Below are 16,311 nucleotides of genomic sequence, written 5' to 3'. Positions count from 1 at the left end.
GGCCTCGTAATTTGAGCACTGCCCAAAACGGAGGGCTATCTACGCTACAATACGGAGGGATGTCTACGCTGCAATATGGAGGGATGTCTACGCTGCAATATGGAGGGATGTCTACGCTGCAATACGGAGGGCTATCTACGCTGCAATACGGAGGGCTATCAACGCTGCAATACGGAGGGCTATCGACGCTGCAATACGGAGGGCTATCTACATTGCAATATGGAGGGCTATCTACATTGCAATATGGAGGGCTATCTACATTGCAAGGAGGCGGCATGTCTACATCTTCAACTAATGTATACCGCAGTAATATTCCACCATGGCCAGTATTTTTATTAGAGTTAGAGAAAAGAGGCTATAATGGTCAAGCACAATTAATTAGACGCCACATACCATCATTTTTATATCCTGAAAATTTCTTTTAATATTTTCTAAAATTAACATAATACACCTTATGCGAAATCGACTGTATTAGTTTAATGATTTCAATAATTTGCAACCCACAAAAAAGCCAAGGTTTAACAAACTAAGGTTTTTTACTTGAAACTTCATTGTTCCATAAAAAACCGCCCTTAGGCGGTTTTCTATATTTTAAATCAATCACACATCAAAACGGTCTGCATTCATCACTTTCGTCCATGCAGCCACAAAGTCTTTGACGAATTTTTCTTTGTTGTCATCTTGTGCATACACTTCTGAATAAGCACGTAAAATCGAGTTCGAACCAAAGACTAAGTCTGCACGGGTTGCAGTCCACTTGGTTTCACCCGAAGCACGGCTCACAATGTTGTACGAGTTCTTCCCTGTAGGCTTCCAGTTGTAAGCCATGTCGGTCAAGGTCACGAAGAAGTCATTGCTTAATGTACCCACTTTGTCTGTGAACACACCGTGTTTAGAGTCGCCAAAGTTCGCGCCCAATACACGCAGACCACCCACCAGCACCACCATTTCAGGTGCAGTCAAACCAAGCAATTGCGCACGGTCTAGCAGCATTTCTTCAGGCTGTACTGCATAATCCGCTTTCACATAGTTGCGGAAACCATCCGCTTTAGGTTCAAAGTCTTCAAATGAGTACGCATCCGTTTGTTCCTGAGACGCATCACCACGGCCTGAAAGGAATGGAACATTTACATCCACACCTGCAGCATGTGCAGCTTGTTCAACTGCAGCAGTACCGCCCAGCACGATCAAGTCGGCAATGCTGACTTTCTTGGCAAGACCTGCTTGAATTTCTTCAAGTTTAGCAAGTACTTTCGCTAAACGAACAGGCTCATTGCCTTCCCAATCTTTTTGCGGTGCAAGGCGAATACGAGCGCCATTCGCGCCACCACGGTAGTCCGAACCGCGGAAGGTGCGCGCGCTGTCCCATGCCGTTGCAATGAGCTCAGCAGAAGATAAGCCGCTTGATAAGAGTTTCGCTTTCAGTTCAGCGACTTCTGCATCTGTTAAGGTGTAATCAACAGCAGGAATTGGATCTTGCCAGATTAAATCTTCTGCAGGAACATCTGCACCTAAATAACGCGATTTCGGCCCCATATCGCGGTGGGTTAATTTAAACCAGGCGCGTGCAAAGACATCCGCAAGTTCTGCAGGGTTGTGATAGAAACGCTCTGCAATTTTGCGGTATTCAGGGTCAAATTTCAGCGCCATATCGGCATCGGTCATCATGGGGTTGCGGCGGACATTCGGATTGTGCGCATCAACAGGCTTGTCTTCTTCCTTAATGTTGACAGGTTCCCATTGTTTCGCGCCTGCCGGACTCAGCGTTTTTTCCCACTCATAAGTAAACAGCAAGTACAGGAATTCGTTATCCCACTTGGTTGGATGCGTGGTCCATGCGCCTTCCAAGCCGCTGACCATGGTATTTGCGCCATTGCCTGTGCCTTCCGGGTTGTGCCAGCCCAAGCCTTGAAATTCAACATCTGCGCTTTCCACATCGGCGCCCAAGTTTTCAGCTTTACCATTCCCGTGCGCTTTACCTACCGTATGTCCGCCAATTGTAAGCGCTACGGTTTCTTCGTCATCCATCCCCATGCGGTCAAATGTGACACGCATATCCTGCGCGGTGCGAAGCGGGTCTTGCACACCATCCACCCCTTCAGGGTTAACGTAAATCAAGCCCATCTGCACCGCAGCCAACGGGTTTTCTAGAGATGAGCGGTCTGCATCATTGGCATAGCGCTCTTTGGTTGGCGCAAGCCACTGGCGCTCTTCACCCCAGTAAATGTCTTTTTCAGGCGCCCAGATATCGGTACGGCCGCCGCCAAAACCAAAGGTTTTTAAACCGGCAACGTCATACGCCACCGTACCGGCAAGTACAATCAAATCGCCCCAGGAAATTTTGTTGCCGTACTTGCGTTTAATCGGCCAAAGCAGGCGGCGGCCTTTATCAGTATTAACATTATCAGGCCAGCTGTTGAGCGGCGCAAAACGCTGGTTGCCGGTATTGGCGCCGCCGCGGCCATCCTGCTTGCGGTATGAGCCCGCCAAGTGCCATGCAGTACGCACAAACATGCCAATGTAGCTGCCATAATCCGATGGCCACCAGTCTTGGCTGCTGTTAATCAATTCACGGAGGTCTTGTTTAACCGCTTCCAGATCCAGTGATTTAAAGGCAGCTGCATAATCAAAGTCCGGATCCATTGGGTTGGTTTTTTTATCATGCTGAGAAAGAATATCGAGGTTTAAAGCGTTGGGCCACCAGTCTGCATTACTTGTGCTGGCTACGCTGGTCTGCCCACCGGCTTGGTGAAATGGGCAACCGGATGCTTGCGAATTTTGTGTCATTGTAAGTCTCCAAAATAATTATGAAGTATTGTATTGAACCGTAAAATACATCTGCTGCTGATTAAGAACATATCTTGTTTTTGACCGAAGCCCAAGCAAATTTAACGAATCAAAACAATCGGTTTATTCAATTTAAAATATTAAAAATAAATGATTTTTTGTTTTTCAAAAAGTTATGACTTTACTTTTGAAGAAAATAGGCTGACCCGCGTTTTTAGAGGCTGATGGCTTATCTGAATCCTGTTTTTCGAAAAATCCGATGCCCAGTGCCAGTCGCTGAAAAGCGAAAAAATCGGTAGGTTTATCGCCCCTTATTTTATATACTCGAAAATAAAAGCAAAAACGTATGGTGATCTATGCAATATGATATTCCGCAGATTATTCAGCAGCACGATATTATTTTATTTGACGCCATTTGCGTGATTTGTAATGGCTGGGCTAAATTTTTAATTCAAAATGATCATCAAAAAAAATTCAAACTTGCCTCTGTGCAATCTCCGCTTGGGGAAGCGATTTTAAAACACTATGGCATGTCGACTGAGCATTACACCACCATGGTGGTGATTTTGAATGGTCAACGCTATCTTGAATCCACAGCCTTGCTCAAAGTGATGCAACACTTAGGGCGCCCCTTCTCCCTGATGCGCGCCGGCTATTTCATGCCGCGCCTCTGGCGCGACTATCTATACCGCCGGGTGGCGCTGAACCGTTATCAGCTCTTCGGCATAACCAACCAATGCCTGATTCCTTCTGCAGACAATCAGCAGCATTTTTTGGAATATATCATTCATGCCAAAATCTAATACGCAGCATCCTGCACTGCTCAGCATTCATCTTGCATTAGCGGTATTATGGATTTATCAGGGACTGGTGCCTAAAATTTTATTTCAAGCTGCTGATGAGCTGCGCATTTGGCAGCTACAAGGCCTGAATGAAATCCAAGCCGTCATTTTGATGCAAATTTCAGGGTGCGTTGAAATTGCATTTGGGCTGTTATTTCTCGTTTTGAAAAAGCATCAGCTTTTACATCTATTGAATATTATCAGCATGCTTGGCCTCAGTGCCCTGATCTTGGCGGTCGATCCCCGTTACTTCCAGCAGGCGTTTAATCCATTTGTAATGAACACTGCAATGGCAACACTGTCTATCGCTGCCATTGCGCTCATCAAAGAACCTCAACCATCGGCTTAAACCGTTAAGCGCTTGCCTTCGCGGATGCAGATAAATGGATTCATCAGCTTCGAAGATTTTTGACGCGCCTTCTGCAGGTCTTCTTCCGGCTGTTCACGGCTTTCATCCGTCAATTGGAAGGTACGGTAATGAATGGCCAATGAACATTTGGCATGCAGGTCTTTATGCGCCTGGAACGCTTCATCCGGATTCATATGCAGATAGCGCATCAATAAGCGCGGTTCATAGGCGCCAATCGGCAGCAAGGCTATCCGCGGCGCGCCATATTTGGCATAGATTTCTTTAAAATGCGGAGAATAGCCAGTATCGCCGGCAAAAAAGCAGTGATCTGCGCCATTCAAGACAGAGAAGCCGCCCCAAAGCGCACGGTTCTGATCACGCAGGCCGCGGCCTGAGCCATGCTGAGCAGGCGTATAAACCAGCTTTAAATCCCCCAGCAGCGCAGATTGCCACCAGTCCATCTCATAGACTTGAAAATGCTCAGGCAAGTAGTAACTGTTGCCCAGCCCAGTATAAATCGGCATGGCAAACTGCTCATGCAGCCAGCTGAGGGTGCTTAAGTCCATATGGTCATAATGGTTATGGCTCAGCAGCACGGCATGAATCTCCGGCAGCTCTTCCAAGGCAATTCCTGCAGGGCATGCGCGCCGCGGCCCGCGGCCTTGGCTCGGGCCGGCATATTCCGCCCAGACAGGATCTGTCAGCAAGTTATAAGGGCCGATTTGAATCAGCACTGTCGCATGCCCGACAAACCAGACCTGCCAATCATCTATTTTGGCATTGGGGCGGTTTTGCGGCAGGGAACGCGACGCTTGCGCAAACTGCTGATATTCCTGCTTGCGGTCTACATTCCAAGTCGATGAGCGGCGCTTCAGCATCCACTTAATAAAATTAGACCGCTTATGGCTTTCCGGCGGCCGCAGCGCATTAAAAAAATGCTCGCCATTAAAATGCGCTGAGGCGAGAAACTCAAACATCGGCTGACGCCAAGTATGTGACCAGCACGCCTCTGCTGGCAATTGAAAATGCTTTTGTTCCGACTCGTGCTTCATGGACATTCAAAGTTCTTCAAAAAATTCTAGCAAAACAAAATCAGCTGAACAGGCAGCTGAACTTAATCCAAACGGCCTTTCATCCGTTCCAGCCAAACCTGTTGAGATTGCGGTTTGACAAAGAGTGCCACAATTTCAGGATGAATCTGTTTAATTTGTGATTCAATCCGATTCACGCAGGACTCAATTTCATCAGCGCTTAAATGATCTTTAAATTCCAGGCTTAAAGATGCAATGACCTGATGCGCCCCCATCTGTTCTGTCAGCACGCCATTGGCAGACAGCACGGCCGGGTCCTTCTGCGCAATGTGCAGCACATTGTGCCGCAGCTGCGGATCAGCGGTCTCCCCCATCAGCAGGCCCTTGGTTTCACGCGCCAAAAGACATGCCGAAACAGCTAAAACCGCACCAATCATTACAGATGCTACACCATCCAGCACAGGCATATTCAATGCATGCGCCAAATAAACCCCAATCAAGGCGATAAATAAACCAATCAATGCCGCAGTATCTTCAAACAACACCGTAAAAGCCGTCGGGTCTTTACTGCGCCGGAACGCTGCAAAATAGCCCAGCGCGCCTTTGGATTTGCGAAAGGCTTTTAAAGCGACAAACCATGATGCGCCTTCACAAATGATGGCAAAACCCAGCACCGCATAATTCACCATCGGATTTTTAATTTCTTCTGGATAACGGATATGCTGCACTCCCTGATAAATGGATACTATTGCACCTAAGGCGAATACCAGCAAAGCGACAATAAATGCCCAGAAATACAATTCCCGACCATAGCCGAAAGGATGCCTGGAGTTGGCCGGCTGCTGGGATTTTTTCATGCCGTGCAGCAGCAAAATTTCATTCAGGGTATCTACCACCGAATGAACCGCCTCACTCAGCATGGCAGAGCTGTTGGTGATGTACGCAGCAATAAACTTGACCAAAGCAATCGCCAGATTCCCCAGCAATGCTGCATACACTACGGCTTTATTGGTACTCGACATTGAATACTGTCCTAAAAGTACGGCCTAAAATTATAATCATCAGCGGCGGCTTGGATTTCACTTGCTGGCGCACTCCCGCTGTATTGCCCTATCTTATAACCAAAGCATTGCGCGGAAAGGTTTATTTTTTGTTGTATTTCAATCTCTTTTTGCACGTTTTCATCACGCAGGCGGGAGACTGTTTCAGCCTTCATGATTATCTCTGCATTACGCAAGGTTCCATGTGGAACATGGATTCACTGTCCGCAGGATAAGCACCTTTCATCCGCTGACGGGCAAATGCGCATAAAAAAGAGAAGCCCTGCTTCCCTTTTTACCTGAGTTTTCATGTTTTGGCTTTGGCAAAATATTGCATGCGCCACTCTTTCCAGAAGTACAGCACAATCCCGAACAAGACCACAGCAATGCCTAAAACAGCATGGCCGCTGATGTGTTCATTATTCAGCGCCGCACCCAGCACAAGGGCAATAATAGGCGTCATCACATTGCTTAAAGAGACGGTAGACGCCGCCAAACGCTTGATCAGCCAGAAATAGCACAGCATCGCCACAATAGACGACAAAATCATGGTAAACAGGAATCCTATCAGCGCATTGCTGCTCGGCATCTGTGTTGGGAAATGCTGCCAAATAAATGGCATCAGCAGCAATGAACCCAGTGCTGACACCATAAGCGAACCTGTGGCCTGCGACATCGGCTTCAGCGGGGCATTGATCTGCTTGACCCAAAAGATGGAGCTGATATAAGACACCATGCTGATCAGCATCAGCACAACACCCCATGGGTTGACTTTGCTGTCAGCAGAAGCAATAAAGACAAAGCTTAGGCCGCTGACCGCAATGGCCATGCCCAGCCATTGCAGTCCAACCAGCTTTTGAGTTTTTAAAATCACGTGGCCAATCAAGCCTGCAATCAGCGGCGAAAAACCAAAAATCAGCGCCATTAAGCCCGAGGTTAAATAATTGGCTGCCAGATAAATAAACAACTGCGCGCCGATTAAATTCAGGCTGCCTGCGATATAGCTTTGCATCGATACTTTGTCAAAAGGCAGCGGGCCGCGCATCAGCTTCAATACCAACAGCGCAATGATGGACGCGCCAAAATAGCGGATGATCAGCACCCACATCGGATGCACTTCCGCCACGCTCCAGACAATCGCCAGCGGCGTCGCGGCCCAAATCAAAACCAGCAAAGCATAGATACTTGCCGTGACAAAAAGTGGCGAGGAGTTGGAATTCATAAGCTCATCAATCGTAATTTAAATTAGGGATAAGACTAAAATCGAGTCCTCCCCATCATTCACTATGCGGGGGGCGACATGAATGTCGCCTGCTTATCTGGGGTATAGGGATGTACCCTCAGATAAGCAGAAGATTTTTGCCTTGCGAACCCAAAAATATATTTTTGAGGTTCTCATCATCTTTGAAAAGTCAGGCATAGCCTCCGCAAAGACATATAACCAAAACTGAAATTTAGGGCAGTGGCAACAAAGCCAAAGACATAAAAAAGCAGACCCAGGTTGCCCAAGGTCTGCCCTCTTGCAAACTCAGATTACTTCACCAGCTTGCGAAGCTCTTGGCTCAAATCTAAATATTTGTCTGCTTCAAAAACTGCATTCTTGCTGATCAATTTTTTCAAATGACGCATTTCTTTGGCCGCGTTTACCGTGATGCCGCCGACGATTACACCATCCGTTACGCCAAACAAGACAAAAGATGATTCCGCACGCTGTTCAGGGGCAATTTCACCGCGGACAATCCATTCAGCCGCCGCCATATCGCCGACAAACTGGTAATTGATATTTAATTGATCCGTCCAGAACCACGCTGGGTTTGGCGCAGGGTGTTCTGCACCCATCACGTGACGCGCGAAAATACCTGCTTGCAGATTGGCATTTTCCCACGTTTCTACGCGGCGGTGATTGCCGCAGTCACGTAGCTGCGTTGCCACGTCCCCTGCCGCATAAATGTCTGCATTTGAGGTTTGGCAGTTATCGTTGACTTTAATGGCAACATCAACATCTAGCCCTGCATCTACTGCAAGCTGTGCATTCGGCACAATACCAATGCCGTAAACCACGGCATCTGCACGCAACTCTTCGCCATCACCCAAAGTCACAACGATTTCTTCACCATCCAGCTGGCAGTCTGCAATAGAGGTTGAAAGACGCACATCCACACCGGCGAGACGCTGCTGTTCAAGCAGGAATTCGCTCAAAATACGCGGCGATGAACGGCCCATGACCATTGGACCCATTTCAATCACAGTTACTTGGCAGTCTTTGAAACGTGCCGATGACGCAAGCTCTAGACCGATCACCCCGCCGCCAATTAAAATTAAGCGGCGGCCAGCCTGCAATACAGGAACTAAAGCTTGAGAATCTTCAAGGTTGCGCAGTGTATACACGTGCTTGCCCAAGGCATCAAAGTCTGGCAAACGGCGCGCTGCACCGCCTGTGGCAAGCAGCAATTTGTCATAAGCAACAAGATCACCGTTTTGAAGTTCAACCGTTTTCACATCCGGATTAATTTTCACTGCACCGTTGCCGCGAATGGTTTCTACCCCAAGTTCTGCCAGTTTTTGTTCGGACAGAATTTCAATCTTGGTGTCTTCAGGCTTCAAAATCACATCTTTAGAGAGCGGCGGACGTTCATACGGAAGATGCGCCTCATCACCAATTAAGATGATTTTGCCTACGTATTTGTTGCCGCGAAGCTCTAAAATTGCACTTGCGCCTGCTTGACCCGCACCTACAATGACGATGGTTTCGATGTTGCTCATGTGCTTAAACTCTTACAATTATTTCAATTCAGCAGATACGATGCCGAAGCCCGCGATCCACTCGCTAATATCTTCGTAGCAGTGCGTTGTCATTTCATACTCGCCGACTTCATGCAATGCAGCAAACGCCGCCATCCACGAACGCACTTCTTGACCGCCGCGTCCGCCGTCACGGCGGATTTCATCTTCAGTCATCGCTTCAATGGCTGCAAAATCCGCTTTGGCAAAAGTCTGCAGCAGTGCGCGGTCCCACTCAGGGTTGAGTGGAACAGCGACAGATTTGTCGCCAGCGGCCAGCTTTTGACCCACCGCAATAATTTTAGACTGACGGTTATTGCGTGATTCTTCACTTGGGTTGCGGCCGCAGATGAGGAATTCTTCCACTTCTGGCAGCACAGCGCCCATTTGCGGTGTCGGCGGATCATGCGAAAGGCCGCCTGTGCCCAAAATCAGGACGCGTTCATTTTCAAGATTTAACGATTGAATGAACTGACCCACAGCACGGCCCAAAGCCACAGTGCGCTTGGTGGTTGGCATCGGCGCCGCTGCGCCGTTGATGAAAATAGGAATCGTTGGATAACGGTCCAGCTTGCCATTGCATAAGAAATGCAAAGGCTGAGTCACGCCATGATCCGCCTGCATGCGGTATGAGTATGCAACGTCGACACCTTCATCCAGTACACGGCGAACCAGATTCAGCGCAGTGTCTTCCGGCACATCAATGCGGTCATTGTCTTTGCCGTAGTCCCAGTCGCCTGCCGCTTTCGCGCGGATGCCCACGCAGAAGCTCGGCATCAGGTCATAGAAGAAGCCATTAAAATGGTCGGGGCCAAAGGTAATAATCAGGGTCGGGTTGTATGCTTCCACTTCTTTTGCAAGTTTTGCAAATGTTTCGCGAACGATGTCCTCTTTATGCTTTTCCTGCGGAGAAGCAAATTCCATAAGAGGGCTATGCGATGCACAAATAAGTTTAACGGCCATGAGAGACTCCAGAACGGAAGGTCGATCCTTGAAAAGGTCATTAATCTAAATTCCCCCCTATCCTCCTGACTCATCAGAAGGAAGCCTTACGAACCTTTGCAGGATTCTATCAAGGCCATGCCCCTCTATTGATTGGAGGGATTAGGGGATTGAAGAACATACAGTGATTTAATGACCGGCAAGCGATCTGTAGAAAGCGGATTTTATTCGTCAAAGAAACCTGCACGCGGCTGACGCAAACCGCGAATACCTAGACCGCATTCCGCGTTAATTAAAACACCAGTCAAAGGGCGGTTATTTTGACGAGAAGCCAAAAGCACATATGAACCCGTCATCTCTTCCGGCTCAGGCAGGAAGTTCAGCGGCATGCCGCGTGCAATTTTCTCAGGGTCGCGTGCATCCAGCAGGCCAAGATTTTCCTGACCTAAAGACGCAGCGCCTTTGATATTCACATTCATACCTGACGGCGCAACAGCATTCACTCGTACTTTAGGCGCAAGCTCATACGCCAGTTCTTTCATAATGCCGACCCCTGCATGCTTAGATGCAGTATATACGGGGCCTCCGCCAGCAGAGTACAGCGCGGAATTAGACAAAGTAAATATGATAGAACCTTCAGAAGCTATCAATGCATCCAGCGCAGCTTTAGCGCCAAGGATGAGGGATTTGGTATTAATGCCCATGATTTCATCAAAGGCTTTTTCCAATTGCTCGCCTGAAGTATTGACGATATCGGCATAATGATCCCAAATCCCGGCATTGCCGACAAAACAGTCCAGCTTGCCAAAACGCTCAACAGTCGCATTGACAGCACGGACATTGTCTTCATAGCTGGCTACATCGCCTTCAATCGCAAGAACTTTACCGCCAAAGTGTTGATTTAATGCATCCACTTTTGCTTTAGAACGCTGAAGAACGGCAACTTGCGCGCCTTCTTCAATAAACCGCTCAACCAGCGCCCAGCCTAAGCCAGAACCGCCGCCAGTAATTAGCGCAACTTCGCCTTGCAGCCAACCCATGATTACTCTCCTGCCATCTCAACAAATAACTGACCATCTTCCACAATCACGGGGAAAGTTTTGATTGGATCAGTTGCTGGCAAGCAAAGCGCTTCACCAGTTTTCAAACAGAACCGCGCTGAATGCAATGGGCATTCAACTGTGCCATCGTCTTCAAGGTAGCCTTCAGACATAGACGCGTTGCCGTGTGAGCAGCGGTCGTTCATTGCAAAGAACTCACCGCCGTTGTTGAAGACTGCAAGCGCTTCGATACCGTTTACGCCGCAGTCCACTTTCAATGCTTCGCCTTCGTCAAAGTCGTCAACTTGGCAAACAAAAATCTTATTCATTAGAAGAACACGCTCAGGTTGTGTGAGTTATAAGTCACCTGATCAAGGATGATCTTACGGTTGAAGATTTGGAAACCTTGCTCAGTATCGACTTTGCGGATCTTGTCGTGACGCTTACCACAGTAGATGGTGACATCTTTCTCTTTCTGGGTGCGGTACAACAAGTACGTTACGTAAACGTCGTATTCACCTTCAACTTCAGTCGCTTCAACAATTACGTTTGAAACCATGTGAGTTGTACGTGAAGGAGGCTCTTCAGCCCATGCCATCCCAGTCTCAAGACGGGCAACACGGCGTTCCAGCAAATCTTTGGTATCGTTGAATACCCAAGTGGTTGGCGGTTCAACTGAACGGCGGCGGTCACGCGTTTGAGCGTTTGGTGTTGTACGCAACGTATAAGAAATATCTTCTGCCAGCGTATCTAGCCAATCGCGGAACTTCCAATCGTCCAGCAATTTTGCTTCGCGATAGAGGAACTGGCTGATTTGATGCTGAAGTTCTAAACTGATCTGACTCATTTCATAAGCTCCTTCTCATATTCGTCAGCGGCTTTTTCCACGTCTTCCCATTTCTCATGGATCAGTAAATCTGCCCAGCGGCGGTACATGCCGCGCGCTGCGGTTTCAGAGAAAATATAGTTGGTGATGCCCGGAATGCCGTCTTCACGAACTTTCTCGTTGCCTTTGCCCATTTCCATAATCAGCTGGTTTTTACGCGCTTTATAGCCGCGCAGCACTTTTTGGATTTCAATCCAGTTCTCAGAGTCATCCTGCTCGAGGAAACCCGCTGGACCGAAGGCGCGCGTTGCAGAACGTTCAAATGCTTCTTTCACTTCTTGCGATGCTTCAGCGTCGGCAATACAGAATGCCCAAACTTCAGTTTTGTTTGGACCGCGCGGGTGCCATACTCGAAGCGTTGCAGTACCGTTCAGCCAAGACAATGTCGGGAACATGGTGTTGTGGCCTGCAAGACGCAAGGCGCGCACTTCACCTAGACGCTCTTTCACTTCATCAAACGTTTCGCGGAAGTAGTTGGCTACTTCGCCATCCACCCATACGTTCGCATCCGGTTTTTCTGTAAAGAAGAAGCCTGAACCATGACCGCGTGAACCGTACTGAATCGCGTCTTTCGCCGTTTCCCAAACAGGACGAGCCGTTTGCGCAGCGCCGAGTTTTTTAGATGATTCGTCATCCGGCTTCGCGCCTAAGACTTGAATGGCAGAAGCATGCGAGAACAATGCGTGATATTGGTCAGATGCGAACTGTTCAGCCGCAAATTTCCAGTTGCACTCGATTTCCCACTTGTGCACGCCGCCGATGATTTCAGTGCCGCCTGGACGGCGGTCTAAAACACCATCTAAGTACCAAGCGATGTCGCCCATGTATTCTTCCAAATCTGGCGTGGTTTCATCCCAGCAGCCGAAGATTAAGCCTTTATAAGACTTAACACGGTTCACTTCCACCAAGCCCCATTGCTCTTTGCAAGCGCCATGCGGGAAAGCGCGCTCTTCAAGCGGGATATCTTTTAAAGAACCGTCGATACCGTAAGACCAGCCGTGATATGGGCAAGTGAATGCGCGGGTGTTGCCGCAGTCAGCAAAGCTGACGCGCATAGAACGGTGACGGCATTGGTTTAAGAATGCTTTGATTGAGCCGTCTTTTTGACGCGCCACGATGATTGGATCTTCACCCATATAGGTGTTGAAGAAATCACCCGCTTTAGGAATTTGGCTTTCATGGCAAAGGAACAGCCAAGTACGGCCGAACACGCGTTCAAGCTCTAATTCATATAGATCTGGGTCGGTGTAGATGGATGGCGAGATACGTCCATTTTGCGCATCAACTAAAGCGTCGATTTCGCGCACATCAATTTTTCCACTCATGAAAGCTCTCCTGCGACAACCGTGGGGTCACAAACAAATAGACTCAACTTTTCAACGATGATGGATTTTTGATGGGTTTTGGTGAAATATTTTTTTTGTTTCAATTAATAGGTTTAAGAACTTATTAGTATAGCTATTACTTATATTAAAACACCCGTATCAGCGCGCAGGCCATTTATTTCCTAAATGGCAAAATCATCTTCACGCCATAGTTGTTTATAGATTATACTGCTCCTAACTCATAGTAAGACATTTTTTGGATTACTCCTAGGCAGAATATATGGAATTACGACACCTACGCTACTTCATTACAGTTGCTGAAGAACTCAATTTCAGCAAAGCTGCGCTCAAACTTTATACCGCCCAGCCCTCTCTCAGTCAGCAAATTAAAGATCTTGAGGAAGATGTGGGCGTCAAATTGCTGCACCGCACAAAACGTAAAGTGGAACTCACCGAAGAAGGTGCTGTATTTCTGGAGCAGGCGCGCCTAACCATCGCACAGGCCAACAAAGCCATTGCCATGGCGCGTCAGGTCTCTCAGGCCAAGCAGCAGATGCTGCGCATTGGCTTTGTTCCTGTGGCGGAAATGAAAATCTTCCCCTATGTCTTGCCGAACTTGCGGGTGCAGAATCCAGACCTGAAAATTGAATTGCTCAGCCTGAATAATGTTGAGCAGATGAAACTGCTGAAAAAAGGCGAATTGGACGTCACTTTTACCCGCCACAACTTCCACAACGACGAAATTGAAAGCCAGTTTGTGTTGCGTGAACCGTTAATTTTTCTGTTGCCTAAAGACCATCCGCTGGCAAAATACGAACGTATCCCAGTTAAGGCATTGAATGGCATAGATTTTATTATTCCAGCTGCCGAGCAGTCCTTAACGCTGCATACGGCTATTTTAGACTTTGCCAAAGCCAACAATATTGAATTCAATATTGTGCAGAAAGCCGACAACATTCTGTTCAATATCAACTCGATTGGCATGGGCCTAGGCTGTACGATTCTGCCGGGCTACATTGCCCCGCTGACCATGAGCAATACCGTCATCCGCCCGCTGGATATTGAATTGCCTTATCTAGACCTGTATGTCAGTTACCGCAAAAACAGCTCATCGGCGGCAGTGCAGAAATTTATTGAACTGCTGACCAAGGTATTTTATTTAAATATCGCCCGTGAACAGAGCTGAATTTTCCAGCACAGCTTCAAATATTAAAGCGCCATTATTCATTTTAAAAATAATGGCGCTTTTTTTAGGCTGAAATCGCCTTTTTTTCAGCCGCACTCGACTTAAGTCTTACACAATTTATCAATCAGCAGCGCAAGCTTCATGGAAAATAACTTATAAATTTTAGTTGATGGATTCATAAATTATTTAATTTTCCTGCAAATTACAACTTAAGTCTAATAAGATCCGTCTATTCAGTTTAGAGTATGCTGAGTCGTCATCTAAAAATTTATCTTATTGATAAAAAACAATAAAGGAATTCTGATGAAGCTTCAGCCATTTTTCAGCCTCAGAGCTGGCGTGCTGTACCGCCCTTATTTCTTTGTGTCATTTTTATTGACGCTGATCCTGTATGGCGCGCTGCGTTACTGCACTGCATGGCAATGGTCAACCTGCCTGCTCATCAGCTGGAATATCGCTGTTTCAAGCTATCTGATCTTTACCATGAAGCGGCTCTGGCATGCCGATCACACCCAGATTTTACAGCGCGCGCAGCAGCAGGACGCCAGCAAATGGCTGATTCTGTTTTTAGTGTTTTTGACTTTAGTGATGTGCTTTATTGCGATCGTGGTTGAAGTCAACCATCTGCCGCAGGATCAGCACATCCGCCTTTCGCATTTGGCGCTCTCTGTCATTACCATTCTGTGCGCATGGCTGTTTATGCACACGGTCTTTGCCATTCATTATGCGCATGACTTTTACTTGGCTTTGGCCGAATCTCAAGACGGCGGCCTGGATTTCCCCAAAACACCGCAGCCCAGCTATCCTGACTTTTTATATTTCAGCTATGTGATTGGCACCTCTGCGCAAACAGCAGATGTTGCGATTACCTCCCAGCCCATGCGGGTGCTGAACATGCTGCATATTCTGCTGGCTTACAGCTTCAATACCACCATATTGGCCATCTGCATTAATGTCGCAGCCAGCTTCATTCAGCCTTAAATACTCAAGGCAAAATAAAAAAAGGATGGCTTTTCGCCATCCTTTTTTCATCATTCCAGCTGGAATTCAGAGGATTACACGCCGCGCGCAGTTAAGTAATCTTTAATCACGGTGTTGAATTCTTCCGCTTTTTCAACTTGAGACCAGTGGCCGCATTGGCTGAAAATATGCGCATCCGCATTTGGCACCACATTTAAAATATCCCAAGTGCGCGAAACAGGAATCACCACGTCTTGCGTACCGTGAATCAGAAGTACAGGCACCGTGATGTCTTTCATTTTGTCAAAATCTAACGGGAATTCGAAACGGTCACGGTCACGCGCACCTACAACGTCCATTAACCGGTTAGAAGCATAGTCATTGGCGGCAGATGCAAAACGGACTTTCACCAGTTCATCGGTAATCAAGTCTTTATTCACCACAAACATAGAAAGCGTTTTTTTAATGCCTTCTTCTGTTAATACCGGATTCGCATGCGCTTTCAGTGCAGCCGTTTGAACTGCGCCGCCTGTGCCCATAGAGACAATACCCAAAATACGTTCAGGGTAATCAATCGCCATTTGGAAAGCCAGCCAGCCGCCCAGTGAGTTGCCGACTAACCAGGTTTTTTCAATGCCCAGCGCATCTAAAGTACGCACCGCATGGTCCACCCACGCGCGGATGCCGTAAGCGGTATTTGGCGCAACCACGGTTTGGCCGTAGCCGATGGTATCAATCGCGATGCAGCGCGCCTGCTCGCCGATTTGAGGCAAGTTCAGCCACCAGTTTGCCGCTGCAGATACGCCAGTACCCGAACCATGCAAAAACAGGATTGGCGTTCCTTCACCTATTTCGTGATAGTGAGTCAACTCACCTTCAGCTGTTTCAATCCATTTATCTTCCAAACCGAAGAATGAATCCGTTGTGTAGTCAGGGATTTGAACTGTGCTCATACATACTCCTCGTACAGCGTAAGCGCATGCGTTTCAATCTTTTATGCCGATTTAAACGCCTAGTGGATTAAAGTTTTAGACTTTTTACAGCTTCATATTAACCGCTATCGCGCTGTCAACTGATACAAAATTCCGATCATATCCAACAATTTAGGTATTATTTAAGTATTTGTTTTATATAAATTTAAC

At 47.5% G+C, this 16,311-nt stretch carries 17 protein-coding genes; 5 read left to right on the top strand and 12 right to left on the bottom strand.

Annotated features, from left to right (window positions below; translation table 11 throughout):
• The first annotated feature begins 275 nt into the window (after positions 1–275).
• On the top strand, positions 276–425 hold the full coding sequence (locus F941_RS16670; protein WP_212749851.1) for a hypothetical protein: 150 nt from the start codon (positions 276–278) through the stop codon (positions 423–425).
• A gap of 175 nt (positions 426–600) precedes the next feature.
• On the opposite strand, the gene katG is transcribed toward F941_RS16670, so the two are convergent.
• Positions 601–2,787, bottom strand: coding sequence for a catalase/peroxidase HPI (katG, locus tag F941_RS01950; RefSeq protein ID WP_005007195.1), 2,187 nt, complete (start codon positions 2,785–2,787; stop codon positions 601–603).
• A 356-nt stretch (positions 2,788–3,143) separates the two neighbouring features.
• Here katG and F941_RS01945 point away from each other — a divergent pair, with 356 nt between their 5' ends.
• Positions 3,144–3,590: a thiol-disulfide oxidoreductase DCC family protein gene (locus F941_RS01945; protein WP_005007193.1), complete on the top strand. Its 447-nt coding sequence runs from the start codon at positions 3,144–3,146 to the stop codon at positions 3,588–3,590.
• Positions 3,577–3,978, top strand: a complete 402-nt coding sequence (locus F941_RS01940) for a DoxX-like family protein (protein ID WP_005007191.1) — start codon at positions 3,577–3,579, stop codon at positions 3,976–3,978. The genes F941_RS01945 and F941_RS01940 overlap by 14 nt, the downstream gene beginning before the upstream one ends.
• Here F941_RS01940 and F941_RS01935 read toward each other — a convergent pair.
• From F941_RS01935 to hcaE, 10 genes are all read right to left on the bottom strand, one after another.
• Positions 3,975–5,030, bottom strand: a complete 1,056-nt coding sequence (locus tag F941_RS01935; RefSeq protein WP_005007189.1) for an MBL fold metallo-hydrolase — start codon at positions 5,028–5,030, stop codon at positions 3,975–3,977. The two genes, F941_RS01940 and F941_RS01935, sit on opposite strands and share 4 nt — an antisense overlap.
• 62 nt (positions 5,031–5,092) lie before the next feature.
• Positions 5,093–6,031 carry a cation diffusion facilitator family transporter gene (locus F941_RS01930; protein WP_005007186.1) on the bottom strand — a complete coding sequence of 313 codons (939 nt, stop codon included), beginning with the start codon at positions 6,029–6,031 and terminating at the stop codon, positions 5,093–5,095.
• Between the two features lie 11 nt (positions 6,032–6,042).
• The gene (locus tag F941_RS01925; RefSeq protein ID WP_005007183.1) at positions 6,043–6,225 is read right to left on the bottom strand and encodes a hypothetical protein; all 183 of its coding nucleotides are present in this window, start codon (positions 6,223–6,225) and stop codon (positions 6,043–6,045) included.
• A 131-nt stretch (positions 6,226–6,356) separates the two neighbouring features.
• Positions 6,357–7,271: a DMT family transporter gene (locus F941_RS01920; protein WP_005007182.1), complete on the bottom strand. Its 915-nt coding sequence runs from the start codon at positions 7,269–7,271 to the stop codon at positions 6,357–6,359.
• A gap of 311 nt (positions 7,272–7,582) precedes the next feature.
• The gene (hcaD, locus tag F941_RS01915) at positions 7,583–8,812 is read right to left on the bottom strand and encodes a 3-phenylpropionate/cinnamic acid dioxygenase ferredoxin--NAD(+) reductase subunit (RefSeq protein ID WP_005007179.1); all 1,230 of its coding nucleotides are present in this window, start codon (positions 8,810–8,812) and stop codon (positions 7,583–7,585) included.
• Between the two features lie 18 nt (positions 8,813–8,830).
• A complete protein-coding gene (locus F941_RS01910; RefSeq protein ID WP_005007176.1) occupies positions 8,831–9,793 on the bottom strand; it encodes a 3-carboxyethylcatechol 2,3-dioxygenase in 963 nt (320 codons plus the stop codon).
• Between the two features lie 203 nt (positions 9,794–9,996).
• The gene (gene hcaB, locus F941_RS01905; RefSeq protein ID WP_005007172.1) at positions 9,997–10,812 is read right to left on the bottom strand and encodes a 3-phenylpropionate-dihydrodiol/cinnamic acid-dihydrodiol dehydrogenase; all 816 of its coding nucleotides are present in this window, start codon (positions 10,810–10,812) and stop codon (positions 9,997–9,999) included.
• Positions 10,813–10,814: 2 nt separating this feature from the next.
• Positions 10,815–11,141, bottom strand: a complete 327-nt coding sequence (gene hcaC, locus F941_RS01900) for a 3-phenylpropionate/cinnamic acid dioxygenase ferredoxin subunit (protein ID WP_005007168.1) — start codon at positions 11,139–11,141, stop codon at positions 10,815–10,817.
• A complete protein-coding gene (gene hcaF / locus F941_RS01895; RefSeq protein WP_005007166.1) occupies positions 11,141–11,659 on the bottom strand; it encodes a 3-phenylpropionate/cinnamic acid dioxygenase subunit beta in 519 nt (172 codons plus the stop codon). The genes hcaC and hcaF overlap by 1 nt, the downstream gene beginning before the upstream one ends.
• Positions 11,656–13,023 carry a 3-phenylpropionate/cinnamic acid dioxygenase subunit alpha gene (gene hcaE / locus F941_RS01890; protein ID WP_005007162.1) on the bottom strand — a complete coding sequence of 456 codons (1,368 nt, stop codon included), beginning with the start codon at positions 13,021–13,023 and terminating at the stop codon, positions 11,656–11,658. The genes hcaF and hcaE overlap by 4 nt, the downstream gene beginning before the upstream one ends.
• Positions 13,024–13,303: 280 nt before the next feature.
• On the opposite strand from hcaE, the gene hcaR reads away from it, so the two are divergent.
• A complete protein-coding gene (hcaR, locus tag F941_RS01885) occupies positions 13,304–14,209 on the top strand; it encodes a DNA-binding transcriptional regulator HcaR (RefSeq protein WP_005007160.1) in 906 nt (301 codons plus the stop codon).
• A gap of 303 nt (positions 14,210–14,512) precedes the next feature.
• Positions 14,513–15,190, top strand: coding sequence for a DUF1345 domain-containing protein (locus tag F941_RS01880; protein ID WP_005007158.1), 678 nt, complete (start codon positions 14,513–14,515; stop codon positions 15,188–15,190).
• Between the two features lie 74 nt (positions 15,191–15,264).
• Here the strand turns inward: F941_RS01880 and F941_RS01875 are convergent, their stop codons facing one another.
• Entirely contained in the window at positions 15,265–16,122 is an 858-nt protein-coding gene (locus F941_RS01875; protein ID WP_005007156.1) for an alpha/beta fold hydrolase, read from the bottom strand.
• Positions 16,123–16,311 lie beyond the last annotated feature (189 nt).

This window comes from Acinetobacter bouvetii DSM 14964 = CIP 107468 (assembly GCF_000368865.1).
GTDB classification, from domain to species: Bacteria; Pseudomonadota; Gammaproteobacteria; order Pseudomonadales; family Moraxellaceae; genus Acinetobacter; species Acinetobacter bouvetii.
The sequence above is the reverse complement of the archived record's forward strand: the minus strand, read 5'-3'. Positions and strand labels throughout refer to the sequence as shown.

Bases quoted from the DNA above. Each gene is read 5' to 3' on its own strand.
- hcaB (WP_005007172.1), bottom strand. From the start codon at position 10,812: ATGGGTTGGCTGCAAGGCGAAGTTGCGCTAATTACTGGCGGCGGTTCT.
- F941_RS01920 (WP_005007182.1), bottom strand. From the start codon at position 7,271: ATGAATTCCAACTCCTCGCCACTTTTTGTCACGGCAAGTATCTATGCT.
- F941_RS01930 (WP_005007186.1), bottom strand. From the start codon at position 6,031: ATGTCGAGTACCAATAAAGCCGTAGTGTATGCAGCATTGCTGGGGAAT.
- F941_RS01945 (WP_005007193.1), top strand. From the start codon at position 3,144: ATGCAATATGATATTCCGCAGATTATTCAGCAGCACGATATTATTTTA.
- hcaE (WP_005007162.1), bottom strand. From the start codon at position 13,023: ATGAGTGGAAAAATTGATGTGCGCGAAATCGACGCTTTAGTTGATGCG.
- F941_RS01880 (WP_005007158.1), top strand. From the start codon at position 14,513: ATGAAGCTTCAGCCATTTTTCAGCCTCAGAGCTGGCGTGCTGTACCGC.
- hcaR (WP_005007160.1), top strand. From the start codon at position 13,304: ATGGAATTACGACACCTACGCTACTTCATTACAGTTGCTGAAGAACTC.
- F941_RS01910 (WP_005007176.1), bottom strand. From the start codon at position 9,793: ATGGCCGTTAAACTTATTTGTGCATCGCATAGCCCTCTTATGGAATTT.
- F941_RS01940 (WP_005007191.1), top strand. From the start codon at position 3,577: ATGCCAAAATCTAATACGCAGCATCCTGCACTGCTCAGCATTCATCTT.
- F941_RS01875 (WP_005007156.1), bottom strand. From the start codon at position 16,122: ATGAGCACAGTTCAAATCCCTGACTACACAACGGATTCATTCTTCGGT.
- F941_RS01925 (WP_005007183.1), bottom strand. From the start codon at position 6,225: ATGAAGGCTGAAACAGTCTCCCGCCTGCGTGATGAAAACGTGCAAAAA.
- hcaC (WP_005007168.1), bottom strand. From the start codon at position 11,141: ATGAATAAGATTTTTGTTTGCCAAGTTGACGACTTTGACGAAGGCGAA.
- hcaF (WP_005007166.1), bottom strand. From the start codon at position 11,659: ATGAGTCAGATCAGTTTAGAACTTCAGCATCAAATCAGCCAGTTCCTC.
- katG (WP_005007195.1), bottom strand. From the start codon at position 2,787: ATGACACAAAATTCGCAAGCATCCGGTTGCCCATTTCACCAAGCCGGT.
- F941_RS01935 (WP_005007189.1), bottom strand. From the start codon at position 5,030: ATGAAGCACGAGTCGGAACAAAAGCATTTTCAATTGCCAGCAGAGGCG.
- hcaD (WP_005007179.1), bottom strand. From the start codon at position 8,812: ATGAGCAACATCGAAACCATCGTCATTGTAGGTGCGGGTCAAGCAGGC.
- F941_RS16670 (WP_212749851.1), top strand. From the start codon at position 276: ATGTCTACATCTTCAACTAATGTATACCGCAGTAATATTCCACCATGG.